We start from the raw sequence: 22278 nt of genomic DNA, 5'->3' as shown, positions 1-22278 counted from the left end.
GCGGGATAGAAGGTGCTATATAAACTTGCGTCATGGGTTCCAATTGATAGTAGTCAAAGAGATGACGTAGCTGATATTGTTCGTTCGATTGCCACACGGTACGTAGACCCAGATGAAGTACAAGATCAAATGATCCATGTTCCTAAGCAAGAAGTTGATGGAATTACGATTAATAACTGGTCACCGCTTAGTTTGGGGAACGGTTTTCCAGGAATATGTTTGTTATTAGGGAAATTAGATGAGTTATTTCCGGACGAAGGTTGGGATTTAGTTGGACATAAATATTTAAAAAAGATGCAGTCCTTAATTCAACAAAACGGTATCGCTGATTTTTCTCTGTTCGATGGATTAGCAGGGATTCTCATTGGTATTGAAGCACTATCGAGGGGGAGAACGCGATATCAAGGGCTATTACATAGCTTGCTTACTTTTTTTGAAGAAGAGGTGCTTAGGGGGATTAAATTTTATAAAGAAGAGTGGCTTGAAGGAAATGTTAAAATTAGCGATTATGATGTCATTTCCGGGTTTGCCGGTATTGGGCGAGCGGCTTTAAATTTTTCACATAGACCTAAAGGGAAGAAGGTAGTGCAGGAGATATGCGAGTTATTTCATATTCTGTGTATTGACAAATTATATCAAGCGACTGAAATTCCGAGGTGGCATATTAAGTCAGAAGAACAGTTTTTGGAAAAAGAACGTTCTAAATATCCTAACGGTAATTTTAATCTAAGTCTATCACATGGTATTGCAGGTCCGTTGGCCTTTCTAAGCCTAGCTGTAATGAATAATATAAGTAGTAGCCATAGTATTAGTGACATACGCAAAATGGTTGAGTGGTTATCGAGTTGGGAGTTTGCCGGAAACCAAGGAAGGATATTTCCTGGAAGGGTTTCCTTAGAGGAATTTCTGGAGGGTTCTGTGAAAACGACGATTGAAGGATACAGAGACTCATGGTGTTATGGGGTTCCTGGTATCACTCGTTCAATCTGGCTGGCGGGCAGGGCATTAAATAATAAGCACTGGCTTACTTCCAGTCATCAGATGTTTTTAGATGTTGAGGGCAGAATGATTCATAATTATGGGTTAACATCAGATATAGTGTGCCATGGAACCTCAGGTCTTTTGCAGTGCATTCAGCGCATATATTCAGAAACAGGGGATGAACAAATGAAATATATCAGGGATACCCTTGTAGAAGACTTGATCAGTAGTTACGACTCAAATTCACTGTTTGGATATTATGATCAAAAGGTTATTGATGGTAAATATGTTAAAATGGATGAAGCGGGTTTTTTAAATGGATCAGCGGGAATAGCAGTAGTTTTGGCGTCATTACTTGATTCGAAGAGCCCAAGCTGGGACGCTGCATTGCTGCTTCAATAAGTTTAGAAGAGGTGGAGTAAATGTTACATCCCATTTTGGAAGTAAACGGGGTAACCAAAACGATTGGTAAACGTCTTCTTATTAATAAAACTTCTTTTAAGTTAGAAAAGGGTAAAATTTATGGATTTATTGGTCCTAATGGGGCGGGGAAAACGACTTTAATGCGAATCATGACGGGGTTGATTCAACCAACAACGGGGGAGGTTCTTATCGATTCAAAATCTATCGTAAAGGAACGCGAAGAAGCCATTTCAAAAATTGGAGCAATTATTGAGTCTCCCGTATTTTTTGATTACATGACAGGAAGGCAGGTACTTCGTAATCTATCCCGATTACATAAGACGATTAAAAAAAGCGAACGTGAAAAACACATTACCGAGCTGCTTCAAAGAGTAGGGCTTGAAGGTAGAGCTGATGAAAGTGTAAAAACCTATTCGCTAGGAATGAAACAACGGCTTGGGATTGCACAGTCCATGCTTGGACATCCTGAAATTCTTTTACTTGATGAACCGTCCAATGGCCTTGATCCGATGGGAATGAGAGAACTGCGGGATATTATTATTCATTTGCGCGAAACAGAGAATTATACTTTTTTTATTTCTAGCCATTTACTCGATGAACTTCAGCATATTTGTGACCATTTAATTGTGATTCGAGAAGGGAAAATCGTTTGGAGTGGAGAAACGGCTGATTTGGTTAACGAGGGCGAACGTTTGGAGGATTCTTTTATGCGGATGATGCAATCATGAGCGCTTTAATAATTAATGAACTTAGCAAAATTTATCGACAAAAATGGCTATGGCTCATCGTTCTCGGTATATTGGTTATCAGCTATACGGATGTCTCTTTTTTTATGCAAGGCCGGTCTACGCTCCATCCAGATTTTTTTTCTGAAAGCTTGATGACTTACGGGATCAGTTCAAATTTATATCTTTGGTGCAACATTTTTGTCGCTGTGTTAGCAGCCTCCATATATACTGATGAATTTCGGAATGGACAATTACGGTTCGTTTTTCTGCGAAGATTCTCTAAAACAAAAATTTTTGTTAGTAAATTGTTAACTATTTACTTTCTTCTTTTTCTTTTGCTTGTTTTTTACGGAATCGTTCTCTGCGCAGCCGGATACGTTCAAATTCCTATCGAAGGCTACGCTAACAAACAGCAGCTCATAGTAGGTTCTGCTCTTCAAACGCTGAGTGTTTATTTTATGGCTTATGTCACGCTAATCGCGATTTGCAGCTTGTTCGTTTTTTTAGCGATGTATAGTAAAAACGTTACCTATGCACTAGGTTTTTGTATGATCTATATACTGTTCTCGCTGCTTTTGGACGGAGTGAACACGTCCCTTGCTGGCTTGTTTCCGCCCTCCTCCTATTTTTTTGAACTATTTAGAAATATAACAATTCCTTATATGCAGTATTCAAATTTGAATATCCTGTTTGCTGGAAGCAGTAACAGCATTGCAGCTATGGTAACCCTAGTTCTTTTGCACGTGGCTGTTTTTACCTATTTATCCTTTAAGAAATTTACTAGAGCTGACTATTTCAGCTAAAGACCGAAATATTCTGAGCTTAAGGAGTGATTACATTTGGGTGCCTGGGCCAGTGAAATGGAACGGATATGGAATCGTAAAACAACTTATACAGTAGTCGGGATTTATATGATTGTAGTCATTCTAAATATGTGGTTGATGTTAAGCGAAGGATCGGGTACTTATCGGTTTGGGGAAGGTTCTATTACCTTGACAAAGCTTAACGCATCCTGGTTTGCCATGAACGGTTTAACTCTAATTGCCACGTTGGCCTTATTACCGGTAATATTTGTGGATCAGATAAGCGGTGACATTCATTCCGGAGCATACCGGTTGTACGTTCTGTGTCCCAAGAGTCGGGGGCAGCTCTGGCTCGCGAAGTTACTGGCTTTGATAACAACCATTGTTATCATTAACATGCTTACTTATGCTATAACTATGGCGGGTGCCTGGATCTTCTTCCCATCTGCTGACACATTCCATAAATATCTGGATACAAGCAGTTATGGTACAATGGAATCTATCCAGTATACAACCTACTTTTACATCGTTTTCACGCTTACTTGCATCTCTAAGTTATTGTTAAGCAGTATTATCTGCTTATTAGTGTCACGTCCTCTAATTGCATACCTTGTTACGTTTGCCAGTTCTTTTGGATTATATATGCTCGTGACTAAAAAATTGGTCTTCCTCGCCGATCCTTTTCAACAAATCCTTTTAGCTATCGGAAAACAGGGAAATAGAGAATTTTGGTATTATCTTTTCGGTTCTATAGTCATTTTTTCATTTTTAAGCTTTTGGGGATGGAAGAAAAAAATGATTTAATGTGAAAGAGACGGGCAGATTAAAATCCAGAACCCAAGAAACTTTGTAAATCGGAGATTTACAAAGTTTCTTGGCCGGCTTGCTAGAGGCAGCCGCCATTTTGATGAAATGAAAAGCATACGTATGAAGTAATGGATGAAACTCATAGAAAAAGTGCGGTAGGTAGAGGTAAATCTCGGACAACAAAATACCCAGCCTAAGATATGAGCTATCTAAGGTTGGGTATTTTCGTGAATACATAAACGTGATATGCAATCCGTGCAATGTTGCCTAACGGCGCTCTTGATGACAATAACGCTTACTTTACTTAGGTAGGGAAATCGACGTCAGGAATACTAGAACGTTATGAGAAAGTCAATGCAATTTTATGAGCGATCAGTAGGTGCAAATTGGTATAGAAAAGACCAAGAAAAATGGAAAGTAAATTGGAGAGATAGTAAAAAACGGCATTATATAGATTCAGCTAAATAAGAATGAACAAAATTTACTATACCCTTCTTTTTGATGTGAATTTCTCCGAATTGATTGAAGCATACAACGACTTATGGTGTTATCAGCACGGAGGACAAATAAATAGTGGTTTACTGATGACTTTGTAAGCACCAGGAATAGGGCGCATAGAAAATTGGACTTAATGAGCACCTTTCGAAGTTTGCCAGAAATACGAGCCCCTAAAAATATCCGGGGATAAAGGAAATGGCCCGCCCCTTGCCAAGATAATAGGAGGGGATGCTCCTCATGACGATTTTGATTGTGATTATTCTAATCGTGGGACTTGCCGGAATTATAGGAAATCAATACGCTGCATTGAGAAGAATGGAGTCCATTGGTCCGAAATTCGCCCGTGATATGATAGAGTTAGGATATGACTCGCTGGATGAACTGAAGAAGCAGGATGGGGCACACTTATTTGACGCCTTGGAACAATTGTACGGCGTTGAAATCGACCCATGCGTGGAGGATCAATGCCGACTGATCGTCGACTTCGCCCGACATCGCAATCATTCAAGGCAATGGTGGGATTTTACTGAAGAACGGAAGCAATACAGAGACCAATATGGATATCCGCCGAATCGGCCGCAAAAGGAGTAGTCAAATCATGACTTCGTATTCGAGGATGTGGATGGCCGCTGGATCGCAGTGAGTAACAAAGTAGTATCAAACACGACATGAAAAGATGGTGATGGTATGACACAGCCCATGGATGCGACGGGGTACAAGCTAATCGCTGCCGATGCTGGAATGTACTCCAAGCAGTTCGCAACCTACCGGAAAAATGTATGGTTCAGACCGAGCTGGAATACTTTGCAGCAAATGATGAAGGTGGCGACGGATTGCTATTGGATCATTGCCGATGGGGCCAGGGTGGCCGGGGTTACGCTGACCGATAAAGCGATCTGCTCCTTGTTCATGTTCCCGCCATACGAATGGTCGTCTTCGCTGGTCGCTTTTCTCAAGGAACATCTCATCGGCCGCTCATCATTCTCCGGACCTATTTATGCTTATAACGTGCTTCCCGAGCACCTGTCCGCCTTCACAGCCGAAGGCTTCCAGCCGCTCCCGGCCAGAAAATGCATGATCCGGCCTACGGAGCAGCAGGACATCGCGCTAGCAAGCCCGTACCTATGCATCCCGCCGCAGTCCAGCCAGAGCATGATGCTGACCGATCTGATGAAGGAGGCCTACCGGCACGGAACGGATGAACGCTCGGATGCTCAATATAAGGAAGACACCGAATATTATTTCAAGCATGCTGCGCAGGAGGCGCTGCAAGCAGCTTCCTCCATACTCATCAACCGGGAGACGAATGAGATCGTTGGACTTTGCCTCGTATCTTCGTGGGAAGAGCTCCCGCTCATTTACGAGATTGCCGTCAAGCCTGCCTATCGGGGGCAGGGATTGGGCAAGTATATGTTACGCAGAGCGGTTCATCAGTTGAATGATACCTATTCCGTGCTGCGCCTGTTTGTCACATCCGGCAATGCGGCGGAGAAGCTGTACTCGAGTCTTGGTTTTTTATCCGGCGATGAACTGACAGATATGATATGCAGCATGCATTCGAAAGGATGAAGATGAAGACCATGTTATCGTTCGAGAAAACATCGGCGAAGCTAATCGATGTCGAAGAAGCCATAATCAATTCCAACCCTTTATTTAACCTGCTATCCAGAAATAAAGAGATCATATCCAGGGAAGAAGTGCTTGATGATATTCAGCAGGCTAATCGAATCGGCGCTCAGCGTGTGCTAGTAAAAGATGATGCGGACTATATTGGCATCCTGGAATATTTACCGATGAATCCAGCCGATCAGTGCACATGGTTGGGGCTCCTGGTGATAAGCGGGGAGCTGCAATCGCAGGGATACGGCGCGCAGGCCGTGCAGCTATTCGAAGAGCATATGGAGAGCCAAGGCATCGGCAAGTATAGAATCGGAGTCATTACGAAAAATACGCGGGCCCATCTTTTTTGGATGCGGCAAGGCTTCAAGAGGATCGACTCGAAAACAAACGGCAACAACAAAGAGATACTCATCTATGAGAAAAAATTAGATAAACGAACAGAGGGATGAGGAAGTCATACCGGGGTATCGCAAGACGATACATGAGCAATGCTGAAGGGGAGGCGCAAGCTTCAAATTGCAGCAAAATAGTTCAGGTTATACCGATATCATTCATGGGCAGTTCCGCCATGCCGAGATATGATAGAGGTGAATCATCTGGTTGCAAGCGTTCTCGTCGAATGCGATACAAGGATGGAGGGACGATTCATGACAAAAAAACGTGTTGGCATCGTTGGTTGCGGCAATATTTTTCCGATGCATGCCAAGTCTGTAGAGTTAAATGATCTCGCGGAATTAGTGGCTGTATGCGATCTCAAAGAGGAGCGGGCGCAAAAAGCGGCGAAGCAATACAACTGTGACTATTATGTGGACTATAAACAAATGATTGATGAAGCGGGTCTGGACGTTGTTCATGTCTGCACGCCGCATCATATGCATGCGCCAGTCGTTATTTATGCGGCCGCGAAAGGCAAGCATGTGATCACGGAAAAGCCGATGAGCATTACCGTGGAAGATGCGGAAGCGATGATTGAAGCATGCCGCAGCAACAACGTTACATTTGGCGTCATCTTCCAAAACCGCTACAATCCCGGCTCGGTGCTGATTAAGGAAGCGCTTGACAGCGGCAAGCTGGGCCGCGTCCTGGGAGCCCGCTGCTCAGTTACATGGAAGCGGACGGACGAGTATTACAGCTTAAGCGATTGGAAGGGCACCTGGGATAAGGAAGGCGGCGGGGTCATCATTGACCAGGCTATTCACACGCTCGACTTGATGAGATGGTTTATTGGCGACGATATTACGGCCATTTCCGCTCATATCGAGAACCGTACGCACGAAAATATTGACGTGGAAGACGTGGCTGACGGAGTGATCCAGTTTACAAGCGGGGTCATGGCCTCCTTCTACGCCATGAACTATCATAGCTACGATGCTCCTGTCGAGATTGAACTGCATTGTGAGAAGGGGAAAGCGTATATCCGGGCCGAGAAAGGCAGCATTTTCTATGACGACGGCACGGAAATCAGCCGCGATTCGGATCGCACCAACCTGATCGATTATGGCGAAGGGGTCAAATCGTATTGGGGCATTAGCCATATTCATCAAATCGGGAATTTCTATGATGCGGTCGTCAACGGCGCTTCGCTGCATATTACCGGGGAAGAGGCATTGAAGACGCAGAAAATGGTTGCGGCTATTTACCAGTCCGGGAAAACGGGGCAAAAAGTTAAATTTTAAGGCAGATCCAAATAAGAGCCAAAGGCATTGGTTACGCAAAGCCTTTGGCTTTTTTATTGAGTTTGAAGCAGGAAAGCGGGCTTCCGCCCGCAGGAACACGCTGTCTATGTCTATCGGGAGATTGCTAGTCTAGAAACGCGCCAAAGGCCACCAGCAATAAGAGCATCCCGCTAATCAAGGTCCCGAACTGCCCGACAGTAAATTTGCCGATGCGGACATGCGTCAGCCTGATGCCGAAGGCCACCCCGGCCCATACCGTAACGAAGCTGCCGACCGCCGCCAATATCGAGATTAATAGCGGGGAAAAACCTAGCAGACCGGCTCCGATACCATTGGTCAACGCATTGGCTGACAAGGCGATGCCGAGCACCGTGGATTCAACGAAGCCAATGCTTTTGGGACTGGCTGCTTCCGAGGGGGTGTTTGGATTTTGGTTCTTGCGCGGAACGGCCATTAATATAATGCGCAGTCCGATCACCACGAGCAGGAAGGCGCCGAGCACGACCGGAAGGATACCGGGCAGTACGGTGGCAATGAACATCCCGAAATAGATTCCGCACATGCTAAAAAGAAAACAGATTACTGCAATAAAGAGATTCGAGAGAAAATTGATGCGAATATTCCGCACGCCATAGGATAAGCCGACTCCCAAATTATCGATGCTCGACGAAAAGGTTAACGCGGCAATCATAAGCCATGATGTCATTTTGTTAGCTCCTTTTTTCATGTAGTCATCATCAAAGCAAAGCTTGCTTTACGTTCTCATCTCACCACACCTTTCCTGTTATCGGTGAAAAAAAGCTTTTACTTTATGTTCCTCAACACCCCCCAGCCGTTTCCATCCAGTTATGAGCATTATAATTCACATTGCTGCAGAATGTGCTTGCCTGCTCAAAATTTTGTTGAAGAAAATGAAACAGATGTATTCTTTCCCTTACGGCGAGCAGGAGCGGGCTCACGCACAAATTCATCATCTGTTGATATTTTCTCAACAACTTGATGATTGGCGGGCACCATTTCTCAACAGTTGAATAAGGTGAAGAACAAAGCAAATCCGAGGTGAAAGCGGCGGGAAGAGGAATCGTAGACTGGGGATTCCGGTTGGTGCCGTGCGGGAAGGAGATGGAGTAGATGATGACGGTATTGAAGTGGCTCGGCTATGGTGTAATGGGAATCGGGTTGATTCCGTTCCTGTTCATTCACAGTGTCGTAGAAGAAATGGAGGAGAAGTATAGGGAGGCGGGGAGGCTGCACCTGTGGGATCTTCAGCACGATGAGCAGCAGTGAGCCTATACCCTTAGGGCATAATGCGGCAATATCGTATTCTTTCAAATCTTGCCCCGACAGAGTTACTTTGGGTCGGGGCTTTGCCTTGATCGTGGCACTTGCTGCGCTCGGGTCAACGGTTTACTCCTTGGACTTGTTCTTGACACCATTATTTTCTATGATGGAATCAAGCGATGTTGCGGACAATAAAAATACTTCAAGGAGGATACGCATCCGTATCCCCATGAATCGAGTGATGAATAAGATGAATAAGATTAGTATTGCTAGGGCTCAGAGGATAGGCTATGGAGCATGTGCGCTTTCTATCATTCTATGGGTGCGCGGCAGGCTTGCTCCGGCTCCGAAGCTCGCTGCCGCTTATCGCCTTCGCCGGGAGTTTCCCGTATACATGTATATGGTGCTGAATCCGGGTGTTTTTTCGTTGTTCGGCGCTACTAATCTAATGTATTTGCTCTGTCTCTTTGCCTTCCGTTCCCATGGCGTTCAATATTGAAATGACCTTACAGGAGGTGACGCAGGTTGACTTATCCGTTTGATTGTCTCACCGAGCTTGTATTCGTTCCGGAAGAAGAGCCCCGGCCTGCCGATATCATACTGGTTCCGGGGGGCAGCCATACGCAGCCGATGGCGATCGCCGCCCAGTTGTATCACGAGGGGTATGCTCCTTACTTGCTGCCGTCAGGAGGTTATAATCCGAAGCTGGATCGGACCGAGTGGGAGCATCTGCAGCAGATCGGCCTCTCGCTAGGGGTTCCCGAGCATGCCATCCTGCAGGAAGACAAGGCAAAAAATACGTTCGACAATGCGCGAAATTCCTGGAGCGTGATTCAGGAGCGCAAGCTGGAGGTGAACCGGGCCATCCTCGTGTGCAAAGCGTATTTCTCGAGAAGAGCGCTCATGACATATCAGGCTGTCTTTCCCCCGACGGTCCAGTTCTGTGTCCAGCAAGACGGCACGCGCGTGAACAGAATCGACTGGTTCAAGAAGGAAGCCGGTATCAAGCTGGTCCTAACGGAGGCGCGGAAAATTGCGACATACTTCGAAGCGCATATCCCGAGATGGGTGGAGCGGCAGGAATCATCACGATAACCCGCCGCTCCTTGATCTGTTCACCAATACGTTATGGCCACTCGCAGCCCCGCAAGCAGCAGGCAGAGCGCCGCTGACATGACCGCCCCCTTCAGGAAGCCGACGAAATGGAACCCGTAATCTTTATAGCCTGCCGCTCCCCGTGTGCCCGGAATGACAATGAAGTTCGGTGTAACCACGCAAAAAATAATCCAATCGAGAATAATCAAATCTGTCAAGCTGACGATGTTGAAGACAAGATAGAGATGCAGAAAAGCGCCCCAGAACGTAATCTCATTTCCGTAGATATAAATCGAAGTGGCAAACGGAACGAAAATGAGCAGCATGACGATGGTTCCGACTGCCGTAAACTGCTTTTGCTCCATCGGGGTACGGGGCGGGGCCGCCCGTTGAATATCTTGCGGATAATCCTGAAGCCATATTCGCGGGTTATAGGCTAGAGATAGAAGCAGGATAGCCAAAAAGACGGCAGACAATAACGCCCCCTCGATCAAGATGTGCGGCAAATCCAGCATGGCGTCACTCCTTTTCCCAATTCGTTGTATAGTTTCATGATAATCGAAAAAAAGTTTCCCTTACAACAATTTTTTTCATTAAGTAAAAAGAACATTGTCTCTTGGCTCACAGGAAGGCCCTTGCCTTCAAAGTTGCACAAGGTAAAAATATTTAGATGTATACAAAATATTTCCCTTGCTATATAATCAGAGGTGAATTCTGTTAATTAGGGAAAGGAGACGAAGTGAATGGAGCAATTCACTCTGCCGGAACTGTCCTATGGATACGATGAACTCGAGCCTTACCTGGATGCCAGAACCATGGAAATTCACCATAAGAAGCATCATGCGGCCTATGTCGCGAACTTGAACCAGGCGCTGAGCAGTTCCTCTCAATTCAAGAACGCCACGGCCGAACAATTAATTAGCCATCTTGACGATATCCCGGAAGACATACGGACCGCTGTCCGCAATCACGGAGGAGGGCATTATGGCCATAGCCTGTACTGGTCCATCATGAGCCCTACGGGCGGAGGAGATCCTAAGGGGGATATAGCCAAGGGAATTGAGAAGCATTTCGACTGTTTTGAGCAATTGAAGGAAGATTTGACCAAGGCTGCGCTCAGCCGCTTCGGTTCGGGGTGGGGCTGGCTCGTCGTCAATGGAGACAAGCTGGAAGTGATGAGCACGCCGAATCAGGATACGCCGTTAGCAGTGAACAAGACCCCGATTCTGGTCGTAGATGTATGGGAGCATGCCTATTATTTGCAGTATCAGAACAGACGGCCGGACTTCGTGTCTTCCTGGTGGAACGTCGTCAACTGGGAAGAAGTGAACCGCCGCTATAACGAAGCTGTTCGCTAATTCCGCCTGCAGAAGGGAGAAAGCGATGCGACAACATCAAGCTCCTGAACGGGAACAGAAGACGAGACGGAAAATACTGCTGCTGTTGAAGAAGCATGGCTCGATCCGGGTCCAGGACATATCGCAGCGCCTCGGGTTAACGGAGATGGCCATCCGGAAGCATCTCTATGCGTTGCAGGAAGAGCGGTTCATTGAGGCTGCCGTGCAGCGCCAGCCTGTAGGCAGGCCGATTCACGTATATCGGCTTACGCTCTCCGCCGAGGCATTGTTCCCGAATCAATACGATGCGCTGGCCGCCGATTTGCTTGACGAGATGAATGAGATGTTCGGGGAATCCGTCATCCGCGAGTTGTTCGAACGAAGGCAGGAGAAGCTGGAGCAGAAGCACCGCGCTGCGATGTCCGGAGACAGCTTGGAGCAACGGGTTGCCGGACTGGCCGCCATCCAGAACCGGGAAGGATATATGGTCACGGTCGACAAGCTGGATGACGGTTCGTTCCTGTTCGAGGAAGCGAACTGCCCCATTGCCCGCATAGCGTGCCGGTACCGTCAGGCATGCCAGTGCGAGCTGAGCTTGTTCCAGGAAGTGCTGGATGCCCAGGTGGAGCGATTGGAGTGCATGGCGGACGGGGATGTAAAATGCTGTTACCGGATCGTAGAAAAGCCAATAGATTCATAAGATTGCGATTGCCACAGATTAGGCCCGGCTTGATGCCGGGTCTTTTTTGCGCATGGCGTGATTTTTTTACCATAGAAATACCGGAAAAAACGCCGGTGTTGCTTTTTTTGTCATGGGGTGGATCATGATGTCGGCTGAATGCTGTCATGGCTGTGAATCTCCTGTCAATTTCTGCGGTTGCCGGGGAAATAATAAGAAGGAAATCAGTCCATTTCCCGCCCATAATTCATCTGAATTTCACATTGCGATCGTATAATGGAAGCGATCCGGCGGCGCGCATCGGACCATGCCGCTACCGCCGCCACTAGCATGCAGAAAGAAGGTACACGCCATGTCATATCACATTCTTGTCGTTGAGGATGACGGATATATTCAAGAATTGATCAAGGAATTTCTCACTGCTCATTCCTATCTGGTCGATGTTGCGGACAACGGCTTGGAGGCTTGGCAGATGATGGAGCGGACCGTCTACGATCTCGTGATTCTGGACGTGATGCTTCCGAATATCGACGGCTTCTCGCTCTGCCGCATGATCCGGAGCGCCCAATCTGCAGTTCCGATTATTATGCTGACCGCATTAAGTGAAGAGAAGGATCAGCTGAAGGCATTCGAGCTGGAAGCGGACGATTATATTGCCAAGCCCTTCTCCTTCAACGTGCTGGTCAAGCGTGTCGAGGCGGTTCTAAGAAGAGCCAAGAACGGGAATCCGGCGCTTCCGGTTAACGATATGACGTTTGAACGGCTGCGCATCGATTTGAACAGCTATAAAGTGTATGTCGATGAGGAATGGATCGATATGACGATGAAGGAATTCGAAATATTGCAGGCGCTGCTGGAAAATATCGGCCGCGTGATGACAAGGGAGATGCTGCTGGAGCGAATATGGGGCTACGATTATTACGGCGACAGCCGAATCGTGGATGCGCATATTAAGAACATTCGCAAAAAAATCGGGCTGCCCTATATTAAGACGGTGAAAGGGCTGGGCTATATGATGGAGAGGGAGAACGGATGAGGAAGCAGGGAATCGCCTTCAAAATTTTCGGCATCACGTCGGCGTTGCTAATTATATCCGCGCTCATACTTTATTTGACCCTGTTTTTCCTCTTGCCCAATTATTACTATAAGTATAAGGAAGCGAACGTGAGCAGCAAGGTCCAGTCTCTGATCGAGAGCTTGTATGCCGTGAATGCGGAAGAGGCGGCCGATCTGCTGCTTCAATTCGAATTCGCCAACAACGTGCGCGTCGTGCTGCACGATCCGGCGGGAGAGGTAGCGTACCCGGGCAGTCCTGGCTCGATGGATCCGGCGTACCTTGATGAATTGATGCGTGGGCCGAAGCCGCCCGGGGCAGACCCCTTCCGTCCGGACGGTCCGTTCCGGCCCGGGGGGCACGGCAGCAAGGATGGCGGCGGGACGAACTTTATTTCGCTTGAGGAGACGGTGCGGTTCGCCGATCAGGCAGGGGACTATAAGCTGTCCGTCTACTCTCCCGTTCAGCCGATCGATGAAGCATCCCAGGTCATTCTGATGTTCCTGCCCTATATGTCCATTGTCATCCTCGGAATTGCGATGATTGGCGCGGCAATCTATTCGAAGCTGCTCTCGAAGCCGCTGATCCATCTGAACCAGGTGGCTTCCAAAATGGCGCAGCTGGATTTCACCTTGCCGTCCACCATTCGTTCCAAGGACGAGCTGGGCGAGCTGTCCTCCAATCTGAACATTCTTGCCGGCAATCTGCAGACGAGCATGAGCGAGCTGAAGCAAGCTAATGAGAAGCTGCGGGATGATATTCAGAAGGAGCGGGAGCAGGAGCAGAAGCGACGGGAATTCGTCGCCACGATCTCTCATGAATTGAAGACGCCTATCACCGCCGTATCCGGCCAGCTGGAGGGGATGCTGCATCAGATCGGCTCGTACAAGGATCGGGATAAATATTTGCAGCAGTCGTATGAGATTATGAAGGAGATGGAGAAGCTTGTTCACGAGATTTTGAACATTTCCGAGTTGGAGAGCTTTGATTTCAAGCCGCGGATCGGCAAGGTTCATTTGTCGGCCCTGATTCAGCGCAGTCTCGACCAGTTCCTTTATTTCCGTGACATTAAGCAACTGGAATTCGATATCGACATCGAGCCGAATCTGTATATTCAAGCGGATGAGAAGCTTATCTCCCGGGCGGTAGCCAATCTGTTAAGCAATGCGGTCAAATATTCCGGGGATGGACAGACGGTCGGCGTCTCGCTGCGGCGGAGCGGCAGGGATGGCCTGCTGCTGAGTATATTGAATACCGGTGCGCATATTGAGCTCTCCCAGCTTGAGCGCATCTTCGAGCCTTTTTACCGGGTAGAAAAATCAAGAAACCGCAAAACCGGAGGCAGCGGCCTCGGCTTGTACATTGTCCAGAAAATACTTGATATGCATGGACTGCGCTATCACATCCGCAATGTGCCGGAAGGCGTGCGGTTCGACATCCATTTCATGTGAAAGACTCGGATATCCGGGTCTTTTTTATCTTTCTCGTAAAATTCATGCGCCCTTCACAAGAAATTCAAACGGCCTCTCTATACTTGCCCTATACAGACAAGGAGGTGAAGGAAGTGGGAACTGCATTGAAATACCGCCAAGAGCAGAAGTTCTACGCCAACGCGCATCAATACATGGTCATCCGGCAGCGGCTGAAGAGCTTAATGCAGACGGATCCGCATGCCGGGCCGTCGGGCGAATATCATATTCGGAGCCTGTACTTCGACGATATTAACAACAAAGCCCTCCATGACAAGCTGGGCGGCATACGGAATCGGGAGAAGTGGCGGATCCGCATCTATAATCTACAGGGCAATCGGATTCAATTGGAAAAGAAAATCAAGAGAGACGATTATATCGCGAAGGTGAAGGAAGAACTGTCGCCCGGCCTGCTTCAATCGATCATGGAGGGCGATATCGAGGCGCTCAACCAGCCGGACAGACCGCTGCTCTATGAGATGTACCGGGAGATGAAGCATCGGCTTCTCCGGCCGAAGGTCATCGTCGATTATGTGAGAGAAGCATACATCGCCTGGACGGGCAATGTTCGAATCACGTTCGATAAGCAGCTGAAGACAGGGCTGAATGCCACGGATCTGTTAAGCCGGGATGTGGCTGTCATCCCGGCGTTCGATGAGAACTTCGTCATCATGGAAGTGAAGTATGACGAGTATCTCCCGGAGTATGTGCACGCCGCCTTGCAACTGGAAGGCTTGAAGCGGCAATCCGCATCCAAATATGTGATCTGCAGGAAGTTCATCAAAACAAGTATATGGGAGGATCAGTAATGGATTCAACGACGAAAATAACGTTTTCCGATATGATAAAAAACAGTGTTCTCAAAAATTTCGATTCCGATATCACCGTGGTGCAAATGGTGCTGACGTTGGCCATAGCTTTTGCGATCGGCCTATTTATTTACATGCTATATAAGCGGACATTCAGCGGGGTGCTTTATTCCAAAAGCTTTAATATTTCGCTGATAGGCCTCTCGTTGATTACGGCGCTCATTATTATGGCGATTAACTCGAACCTGATCTTGTCGCTCGGGATGGTTGGCGCGTTGAGCATCGTGCGGTTCCGGACGCCGATTAAGGATCCGACCGATCTGATCTTCCTGTTCTGGTCCGTCTCAGTCGGGATTGTAACCGGGGCCGGATTCTATACGCTGGGGATTGTCGGCTCGATTGTTATCGGCCTTGTGCTGTTCCTGTTCTCGAAGAAGACGTCGCTTGAGACGCCTTATCTGCTCGTCGTCAACTGCGAAGGCGAACAGGCGGAATCCGAGCTGTATGGCTGCATGTCCAAGTCTGTGAAGAGACATAGCGTGAAGCAGAAGACCGTGACGCCCGGCAATATCGAGCTGACCTTGGAACTGAGACTGGCAGACAGCGAGCCGCGGTTCGTGAACCGCGTCACGGAAATTAATGGCGTTAAAAATGCGGTCCTGATCAGCTATAACGGAGACTATGTATCTTAACCGCGGGAGGTGGATGAACATGATTCGAAGATCATTCGTTCCCTTGGGGATCGTGCTGCTCGCTTGGATGATGCTGCTCGCCGGATGCAGCACGGCATCGGATTCGAACGTGGTGAAGCTCCCGGGGGAACTGTTCCCGAAGGACAAGGTGACCGAGGTGAACATCACCATCGATGCCGATGACTACAGCGACATGCTGGAGCATCCGACGGATAAGGAGGTGAAGGCGGCCTCCGTTCAATACAACGGCTATGAAGTGGACAATATCGGCGTTCGTACGAAGGGGAATTCCAGCCTGACCGGCGTCGCTTCATCGGATTCGGACCGGTATAGTCTCAAGCTGCTGCTTAATGAATATATCGATAGTCAGAATCTGCTCGGTGTGACCAGCATCAACCTGAACAACGGCTACAGCGATCCATCGTTCATCAGAGAATACTTGACGTATGAATTGTTGGCGGAGATGGGGCTGCCTACGCCGCAATTCGCCTTCGCCAACGTATCGATCAACGGCGAACCAGCGGGATTATTTCTAGCCGTGGAGCAAATTAACGAATCGTTCCTGAGCCGGAATTTCGAGACGTCATATGGCGTCTTGTACAAGCCTGACGGGCAGGGCAGCGACCTGAGCTGGCGCGGGGACGACATATCTTCCTACAACGGGCTCAATCGCAAATCGAAATCATCCGATGACGAGCTTACGATCAAGATGCTGGACGAGCTGAACAATGGGACGGATTACGAGAAATATCTCAATGTCGACGGCATTTTGCGGTATATGGCCGTCAATACGGCGGCCGTCAACATGGACAGCTACCAGGGGAATTTCAATCATAATTATTACCTGTATGAAGAGAACGGCGTCTTCTCGCTCATTCCTTGGGATATGAACATGTCCTTCGGCGGATTCGGCGGGAGCAAAGACAGCCTGATCGGCATGCTGATGGATGAACCGACATTGGGCGCGGTCTCGAACTACCCGCTGGTCGATAAGCTTCTGCAGAACGACACGTACAAGGAGCGGTATCATCAGTACATTCAGCAGATTATCGAAGGATATTTGTCGCCGGAACGGCTGAAGGCGAGGGCGCAAGAGATCGCGGATATGATCGATACGTATGTCGAGCAGGATCCGACGAAGTTCTATACGTATGAAGAATTCAAGCAATCGCTCACGAGCGACGTGAAAAATATTCCCGGCCTCCTTACCTTTGCCGAGGCTCGGGTCAGCAATCTGAAGCAGCAGCTGGACGGCACGCTTCCTTCCTATGATCAAGGCGAAGGCATCCAGGGAGGAATGCCGGGCCGGGGCGGCATGGGAGCTCCTCCCGGCAATGGCGCAATGCCGGGAGCGGGTCAGCCGCCGAACGCCGGAGAAGGTCAGGAAGCGCAGAACGCAGCGCCGGGGAATCCCGGCGGTGCCGGGCAGGCGAACCCGGGGGGCGGCGCAATGCCGGACGCGGGTCAGCCGCCGAACGCCGGAGAAGGGCAGGATGCGCAGAACGGTGCGACGGTGAATCCCGGCGGAGGCGGTCAGGCGAACCCGGGCGGCGGCGCAATGCCAGAGTTCGGCGGGAACAGGCCGGATATGGGCAATGGCCAGATGCCGAACTTCGGCGGCGGCAGACCGGGAGGCAATCGCGAGCAAGACGATGCCGCTGCGATGAACGATCGGGTAAACGAAGCGATAACGGTCGGCATCGTCCTGCTGCTGCTTATCGGAGCTATCTTCTTTGTCCGGAATTATAAAAAGAGAAGCTTATAAAACCATGCTCTGCAGAGCGCCCTCATCCGTAGGGCGCTCTTGCTTTTCCTTGAAGGTCTGTAGGGAGGCGATTGTCTTCCGTTGGTTAGCTATTTCCGCTTGCAGGGGAGATGTATCATTTTGGTATAGTCCGTAATGGTGATCTATTGTTCAATATGGGGAAGGATTGAACATTCAAAGCGTGAAGGGGGAGGGAACGACAGTCTCCTGCCGCCCATTTCCAAATTGAAGTATAATTGTTCAGGGACCTGTTCTTATCGTTATGGCGGCGGATTTGACAGATGGAAAGTACCGCTATCTCGGATTGACCGCGGAATGGGATGGGCTCATCCTGATACAAAGAAAGAGAGGCCAGATATGGACCTGAACAAAATGAAGAATGGAATGTCCGCGCGAGACCAATTGCTGTCCTACGGCGATTATTTCCGCGGCACGGACCAGCCGTTTTTTGAAATTACATTTTCGCATTATTTTAAATACGCTGATCCGGTCAACGAATTTCTTGGTGTTCTAAGCGGCACTGGATTTCTGATTGCCGGACTGGATTGGAAAGCCTGGATCATAGAGAATCAGCTCCAGAGCGTCGATGAGCATGGCTGCTTTATTGAGCGGGCCGGCATCGAGGAGTTGCGGAAGCTGATGACGGCTTATGTGCGGCAGGAACGCTTCTGCGAAGGCTTCCTCGCTGACGTGATGAGGAGAGGATGGGTTGGCAAGGTGCTCGCGCGGTTGCAGGATCTCACCGTGGAGTAAATCGCGATCGTATTTTCGTCCTGCCGCTGTTCATCCCAGTAAAGTCAATTGATCCTATCTCCCGTATATCACTGCCGAACGCCAAAAAAGGTCTTGGCATATAACGCCAAGACCTGATGAATGAGAAATTTTACTTTCGAACAGCTTCAAAAGTGAATATTTGACTACCATCTGTCGGCTGCTTTCCATATACATAATCGGTAGAGCATACGATGTCTGAGAAGCCAATGCTTTCTAATACGAGCTTGAATTCCTCATTGCCGTACCAGCGAAGCGCAAAACGTTGCAGCTCGGATTGAATTAAAGCTCCTTCGCGCCACTTTTCGTATTTTAGATAGGAAACCGAATATTGATGGATCATATTAAATTCCACGAGCTTATCTTCTACAGTAATGACATCTCCTGAAGAGAACGTAAAGGTTGATGTAGAAATCGTCCCTATCTCCATGCGTTCGGGCAAGATAAGGTCAATAATTACCCGTCCTCCGGGATTCAGATGCTCGTAAAAACATTTAAGTGCATTAATCGAGTCTTCGCGATTATCAATCAGACAGAAAGACCCGGTTGGAATAATGATCGCATCGTATTTATGGGGCAGCGTAAAATTTTGTAATTCTCCTTCATACAACATTGGCTTTACGTTTCGCTCTTCACAGCGTTGATGGCAAGAAGCCAACATTGCAGGGGAATAATCAATCCCGTCTACAACCAGTTCTGCTTCAAGAAGCGGGATGAGCATGCGCCCTGAGCCTACAGCCGCTTCTAGAATTCTACCGCTGCAAGATTGGAGTCTATCAAGATAATACTCGATATCGCCGCCGACGGAGTGCCCGACAGGCTTGGTAAGATCATATACTTCCGTGCATAGATTGCTGTAATAACTGAACATTCACTTTGTCCCCCGTTTCGTAGGATACGGAAGATGGCAGTATGGATTAATCGATATTATGCCTTCCGTACCTCTGATTTTGTGGTGAGTTTAGTAGAGCTGACTGTCATTGTAATCGCCTCTTTCATTTAGATTAATCCAAATACTACCACGTTCAGAAGCTATATGCAACTGCAGCGTCTTTGGATCGACATGCGTGCAGCAGCCCGATCGAAGGGGACCGCTACCCGCAATAGCGACAGCAGGGAGGAACGGCCATCGGGAGAGGTGGCATAAGCAGCGCCGAGCTTGTCAATCTGCCGTGGTATCAAGTTCATCTGGTGAATGGTTGTCATAGAGGCGCTCCTTAGCATTACTATTAATATGACTAATATTTAATGATATAAAATAAATAAATCGGACAGGAATCCTAGAAATATGGGATGGTAAAATTATCCTGATCCTGTATAATTGAGAATGTTTCTTAATTCCCAATTCATTATACAGGATATGGTGATGGAGATGCATACCAAAGAGAAGATTGTTGTTGTCGGCGGCTGCGGCCATGTAGGGAGGACCATTTGCGGGATAATGGGGGAGTGTTACCCGGGCAAGGTGAATGCGGCCGGGCGCAGCCGCGAACGGACCGAACGTTTCTGCCAATCCGCCGGAGGCAAGATCAGACCACTGGAGATCGATATCCGGGAGCCGCTGCCGCCTGACATCCTTAACGGCGTAAAGCTCGGTATCATGTGCCTGGATCGGATCGACACGGACTTGGTCCGCGCGTGCTTCCGCACGGGCACGCATTATATCGATGTGTCGGCGAACGGCTCTTTTCTCCGCCAAGTGGAGCAATTCCAGCATGGGGCGGCCGCTCATGGGGAGGCGCTGAGCTTCACGGACGGCCAAACCTTCGACTTCGGCCGCAGCCAAGCCTGCCGCTTCCCGTTCTCCGGCCAAATGACCCTACCGCGAACACTGGAGGTTCCGTCCGCCGCTACGCGCCTCTGCCTCGATTCCGCCATGGTCACCGGATTGCTGGCCGGGGCTAGCAGGACGGGGGCAGTCCGTCTGCTGCAACCGGGCCGGCTGCGCAGGCGGATTGTTCGCAGCCTCGGAGCGCTTCGCTTCGGCGGACACCGGTTCGCCGTCAAGGCGGAAGCTCAGGGAAGAAGCAGAGACGGGAAGCTTACCTTGACAGAGTGCTTCCTCCACGGCAGGGATCAATCCGCCGCGACGGCCAAGGTCGCGGCGGCGTCTGCCGCGATGCTGGTTAATTCGTTCTGCCCGAGCGGGGTCTATCATATCGAGCAGCTGACCGGGATGGGAAGCATGCTGAAGGAGTTAGGACCGGACATCACGTGCTATATCCGGCGATCTGATCTTCCGCCGGAAGGGAGGGAAGCCTGTTGAGTGCTTCCGCACACGGCATGCCCGGAACAGCTGGCAAGGATCGGGCGTGGATGATGACGGCCATTTGCCTCAGCGCTTTTCTGTCTCATTTTACCGCCGGGGTCGTCAACGTATCGCTTCCCCGGTTCATTACCGTGTTCCAGTCGGATATCGGGACCGTGCAATGGATGACGACGGGGTATCTGCTCGCCATTACCTCGCTTCTTCCCTTGATGGGCAGGTTAGGCGACCGTTGGGGGCATCGCCGCATTCATAACTGGGGCATTGCCTTGTTCACGATCAGCTCTGTCTTGGTGGCGCTCTCGCCGAACCTCGCCGTCCTCCTCGTGATGCGCATTGTGCAAGCGACAGGTGCGGCGATGTTCCAGGCGACGAATATGGCGATCATCACGTTCCATATGCCGGGAGCGCACAGAGGGCGGGCTCTCGGGTTCGTAAGCACCGCGGTTGCCCTGGGCGGCATGGCGGGACCAGTGGCCGGCAGCTTCACCGCGGCCTGGCTGAGCTGGCAGTGGGCGTTCCTGATTCATGTGCCTGTTGCGGTATTGGCCACCGGGCTGGCGGTACGCTTTATTCCTGCGGACCAGAAGAAGGAGAAGAGGAACTCCTCATTGGACCTCGTCGGGGCCATCCTGTTCATGGGCGGCGTCGGTACTGGAATCTACGCCATTGTGGACGGAGGCGCCTTAGGGTGGGGCTCCCCGAGCATGCTCATGCTCTACGTTGTATTGCTGATCGTCTGGCCGTTGAGCTGGCTGTGGCAGTCCCGGCAAGAAGAGCCTTTTCTTCCGCTCGCGGCCTTCCGCATTCCAGCCGTGGCCTGCGGCCTGCTTATCAGCTGCGCATCGTTCCTGCTGGCCAATATTGCGCTGGTCCTTATGCCGTTCTATATCTCCGAGACAACGGCAGTGTCCGCGGCGGATATCGGCTATGTCATGCTGGCGTATCCGCTCCTCCTGGCCGTTATCGGTCCGATCGCGGGGCACCTCTCGGATCGGATAGGCTCGCGGCGCTTGATGTGCCTTGGGCTGTGTGCCATGGCAAGCGGGTTCATGCTGTTCTCCGGGTCATTCGGGGAGCTGCCGCTGTGGGGGATCATTTGCACGATGGCTCTGATCGGTGCAGGGATGGGATTGATCGCCTCGCCGAACAACAGCTTTATTATGAGTTATGCCATGAAGGGCGACGCGGGCTCGATCGGCAGCATGATCGCTTTGACGCGTAATGTGGGCTTGGTGCTAGGCGCCGCGCTGGGATTGGGGCTGATGGACGACGGCGATCCCGCCAAGCCGCTCGAGGCTTACCTGAACATCTTCGGTCTCGGCGCTTGGATCGGCGCTGCCAGCCTGCTGCCGCTCGGATATAGCTGGTACGCGGGAAGAAGGATGATGAAGAGGCGGCATGGCGTCAGTGCAGAGAAGTGACAGCAGGCGGAGGCCCTGTCATGCGGCTGTACTCCCGGTCACTCTTGACTTGCGCGGGAAATCGCGGTATGGTCAGGAGAAATCTAATGCAGAAGACTGG

At 49.5% G+C, this 22278-nt stretch carries 23 protein-coding genes; 20 read left to right on the top strand and 3 right to left on the bottom strand.

From position 1 onward, the window contains the following. Positions 1–12 precede the first annotated feature (12 nt). From FLT43_RS03535 to FLT43_RS03500, 8 genes are all read left to right on the top strand, one after another. On the top strand, positions 13–1383 hold the full coding sequence (locus FLT43_RS03535; protein WP_087440960.1) for a lanthionine synthetase C family protein: 1371 nt from the start codon (positions 13–15) through the stop codon (positions 1381–1383). A gap of 20 nt (positions 1384–1403) precedes the next feature. Continuing rightward, on the top strand, positions 1404–2132 hold the full coding sequence (locus FLT43_RS03530; RefSeq protein ID WP_087440959.1) for an ABC transporter ATP-binding protein: 729 nt from the start codon (positions 1404–1406) through the stop codon (positions 2130–2132). Continuing rightward, entirely contained in the window at positions 2129–2935 is an 807-nt protein-coding gene (locus FLT43_RS03525) for a DUF2705 family protein (protein WP_087440958.1), read from the top strand. The genes FLT43_RS03530 and FLT43_RS03525 overlap by 4 nt, the downstream gene beginning before the upstream one ends. Positions 2936–2971: 36 nt before the next feature. Continuing rightward, the gene (locus FLT43_RS03520; protein WP_087440957.1) at positions 2972–3739 is read left to right on the top strand and encodes a hypothetical protein; all 768 of its coding nucleotides are present in this window, start codon (positions 2972–2974) and stop codon (positions 3737–3739) included. A gap of 738 nt (positions 3740–4477) precedes the next feature. Then, entirely contained in the window at positions 4478–4831 is a 354-nt protein-coding gene (locus FLT43_RS03515; RefSeq protein ID WP_115057874.1) for a helix-hairpin-helix domain-containing protein, read from the top strand. A gap of 96 nt (positions 4832–4927) precedes the next feature. Continuing rightward, a complete protein-coding gene (locus FLT43_RS03510) occupies positions 4928–5809 on the top strand; it encodes a GNAT family N-acetyltransferase (RefSeq protein WP_087440955.1) in 882 nt (293 codons plus the stop codon). Positions 5810–5811: 2 nt separating this feature from the next. After that, entirely contained in the window at positions 5812–6309 is a 498-nt protein-coding gene (locus tag FLT43_RS03505; protein ID WP_244194061.1) for a GNAT family N-acetyltransferase, read from the top strand. 198 nt (positions 6310–6507) lie between these two features. After that, a complete protein-coding gene (locus FLT43_RS03500; protein ID WP_087440954.1) occupies positions 6508–7536 on the top strand; it encodes a Gfo/Idh/MocA family protein in 1029 nt (342 codons plus the stop codon). Positions 7537–7660: 124 nt separating this feature from the next. On the opposite strand, the gene FLT43_RS03495 is transcribed toward FLT43_RS03500, so the two are convergent. Next, the gene (locus FLT43_RS03495) at positions 7661–8263 is read right to left on the bottom strand and encodes a manganese efflux pump (RefSeq protein ID WP_087440953.1); all 603 of its coding nucleotides are present in this window, start codon (positions 8261–8263) and stop codon (positions 7661–7663) included. A gap of 404 nt (positions 8264–8667) precedes the next feature. Here FLT43_RS03495 and FLT43_RS29195 point away from each other — a divergent pair, with 404 nt between their 5' ends. Then, positions 8668–8823, top strand: a complete 156-nt coding sequence (locus FLT43_RS29195) for a hypothetical protein (protein ID WP_164776278.1) — start codon at positions 8668–8670, stop codon at positions 8821–8823. A 519-nt stretch (positions 8824–9342) separates the two neighbouring features. Then, entirely contained in the window at positions 9343–9912 is a 570-nt protein-coding gene (locus FLT43_RS03490; RefSeq protein ID WP_087440951.1) for a YdcF family protein, read from the top strand. A gap of 20 nt (positions 9913–9932) precedes the next feature. Here the strand turns inward: FLT43_RS03490 and FLT43_RS03485 are convergent, their stop codons facing one another. Next, positions 9933–10427, bottom strand: a complete 495-nt coding sequence (locus FLT43_RS03485) for a hypothetical protein (RefSeq protein ID WP_087440950.1) — start codon at positions 10425–10427, stop codon at positions 9933–9935. Positions 10428–10655: 228 nt separating this feature from the next. On the opposite strand from FLT43_RS03485, the gene FLT43_RS03480 reads away from it, so the two are divergent. The 8 genes from FLT43_RS03480 (at position 10656) to FLT43_RS03445 (ending at position 18470) form a co-directional block, all read left to right on the top strand. After that, on the top strand, positions 10656–11270 hold the full coding sequence (locus FLT43_RS03480; protein ID WP_087440949.1) for a superoxide dismutase: 615 nt from the start codon (positions 10656–10658) through the stop codon (positions 11268–11270). A 25-nt stretch (positions 11271–11295) separates the two neighbouring features. Then, a complete protein-coding gene (locus FLT43_RS03475; protein ID WP_087440948.1) occupies positions 11296–11949 on the top strand; it encodes a helix-turn-helix transcriptional regulator in 654 nt (217 codons plus the stop codon). A gap of 331 nt (positions 11950–12280) precedes the next feature. Further along, positions 12281–12964, top strand: a complete 684-nt coding sequence (locus FLT43_RS03470) for a response regulator transcription factor (RefSeq protein WP_087440947.1) — start codon at positions 12281–12283, stop codon at positions 12962–12964. Further along, positions 12961–14433: a sensor histidine kinase gene (locus FLT43_RS03465; protein WP_087440946.1), complete on the top strand. Its 1473-nt coding sequence runs from the start codon at positions 12961–12963 to the stop codon at positions 14431–14433. The genes FLT43_RS03470 and FLT43_RS03465 overlap by 4 nt, the downstream gene beginning before the upstream one ends. Positions 14434–14546: 113 nt before the next feature. Next, positions 14547–15260 (top strand): polyphosphate polymerase domain-containing protein, encoded by a 714-nt coding sequence (locus FLT43_RS03460; RefSeq protein WP_087440945.1) that lies wholly within the window; start codon positions 14547–14549, stop codon positions 15258–15260. Beyond that, on the top strand, positions 15260–15952 hold the full coding sequence (locus tag FLT43_RS03455) for a DUF4956 domain-containing protein (protein ID WP_087440944.1): 693 nt from the start codon (positions 15260–15262) through the stop codon (positions 15950–15952). The genes FLT43_RS03460 and FLT43_RS03455 overlap by 1 nt, the downstream gene beginning before the upstream one ends. Before the next feature lie 19 nt (positions 15953–15971). Further along, positions 15972–17717 carry a CotH kinase family protein gene (locus tag FLT43_RS03450; protein ID WP_244194059.1) on the top strand — a complete coding sequence of 582 codons (1746 nt, stop codon included), beginning with the start codon at positions 15972–15974 and terminating at the stop codon, positions 17715–17717. A gap of 357 nt (positions 17718–18074) precedes the next feature. Further along, on the top strand, positions 18075–18470 hold the full coding sequence (locus FLT43_RS03445; protein WP_087440942.1) for a DUF6508 domain-containing protein: 396 nt from the start codon (positions 18075–18077) through the stop codon (positions 18468–18470). A 130-nt stretch (positions 18471–18600) separates the two neighbouring features. Here the strand turns inward: FLT43_RS03445 and FLT43_RS03440 are convergent, their stop codons facing one another. After that, positions 18601–19359: a class I SAM-dependent methyltransferase gene (locus tag FLT43_RS03440; RefSeq protein ID WP_087440941.1), complete on the bottom strand. Its 759-nt coding sequence runs from the start codon at positions 19357–19359 to the stop codon at positions 18601–18603. 501 nt (positions 19360–19860) lie between these two features. On the opposite strand from FLT43_RS03440, the gene FLT43_RS03435 reads away from it, so the two are divergent. Further along, a complete protein-coding gene (locus tag FLT43_RS03435; protein WP_244194058.1) occupies positions 19861–20754 on the top strand; it encodes a saccharopine dehydrogenase NADP-binding domain-containing protein in 894 nt (297 codons plus the stop codon). Continuing rightward, entirely contained in the window at positions 20751–22178 is a 1428-nt protein-coding gene (locus FLT43_RS03430) for an MFS transporter (RefSeq protein ID WP_174818153.1), read from the top strand. The genes FLT43_RS03435 and FLT43_RS03430 overlap by 4 nt, the downstream gene beginning before the upstream one ends. The last annotated feature ends 100 nt before the right edge of the window (positions 22179–22278 follow it).

This window comes from Paenibacillus thiaminolyticus (assembly GCF_007066085.1).
GTDB lineage: Bacteria > Bacillota > Bacilli > Paenibacillales > Paenibacillaceae > Paenibacillus_B > Paenibacillus_B thiaminolyticus.
Note: the sequence above shows the minus strand (reverse complement) of the source record. Positions and strands in the feature narration are given on the sequence as shown.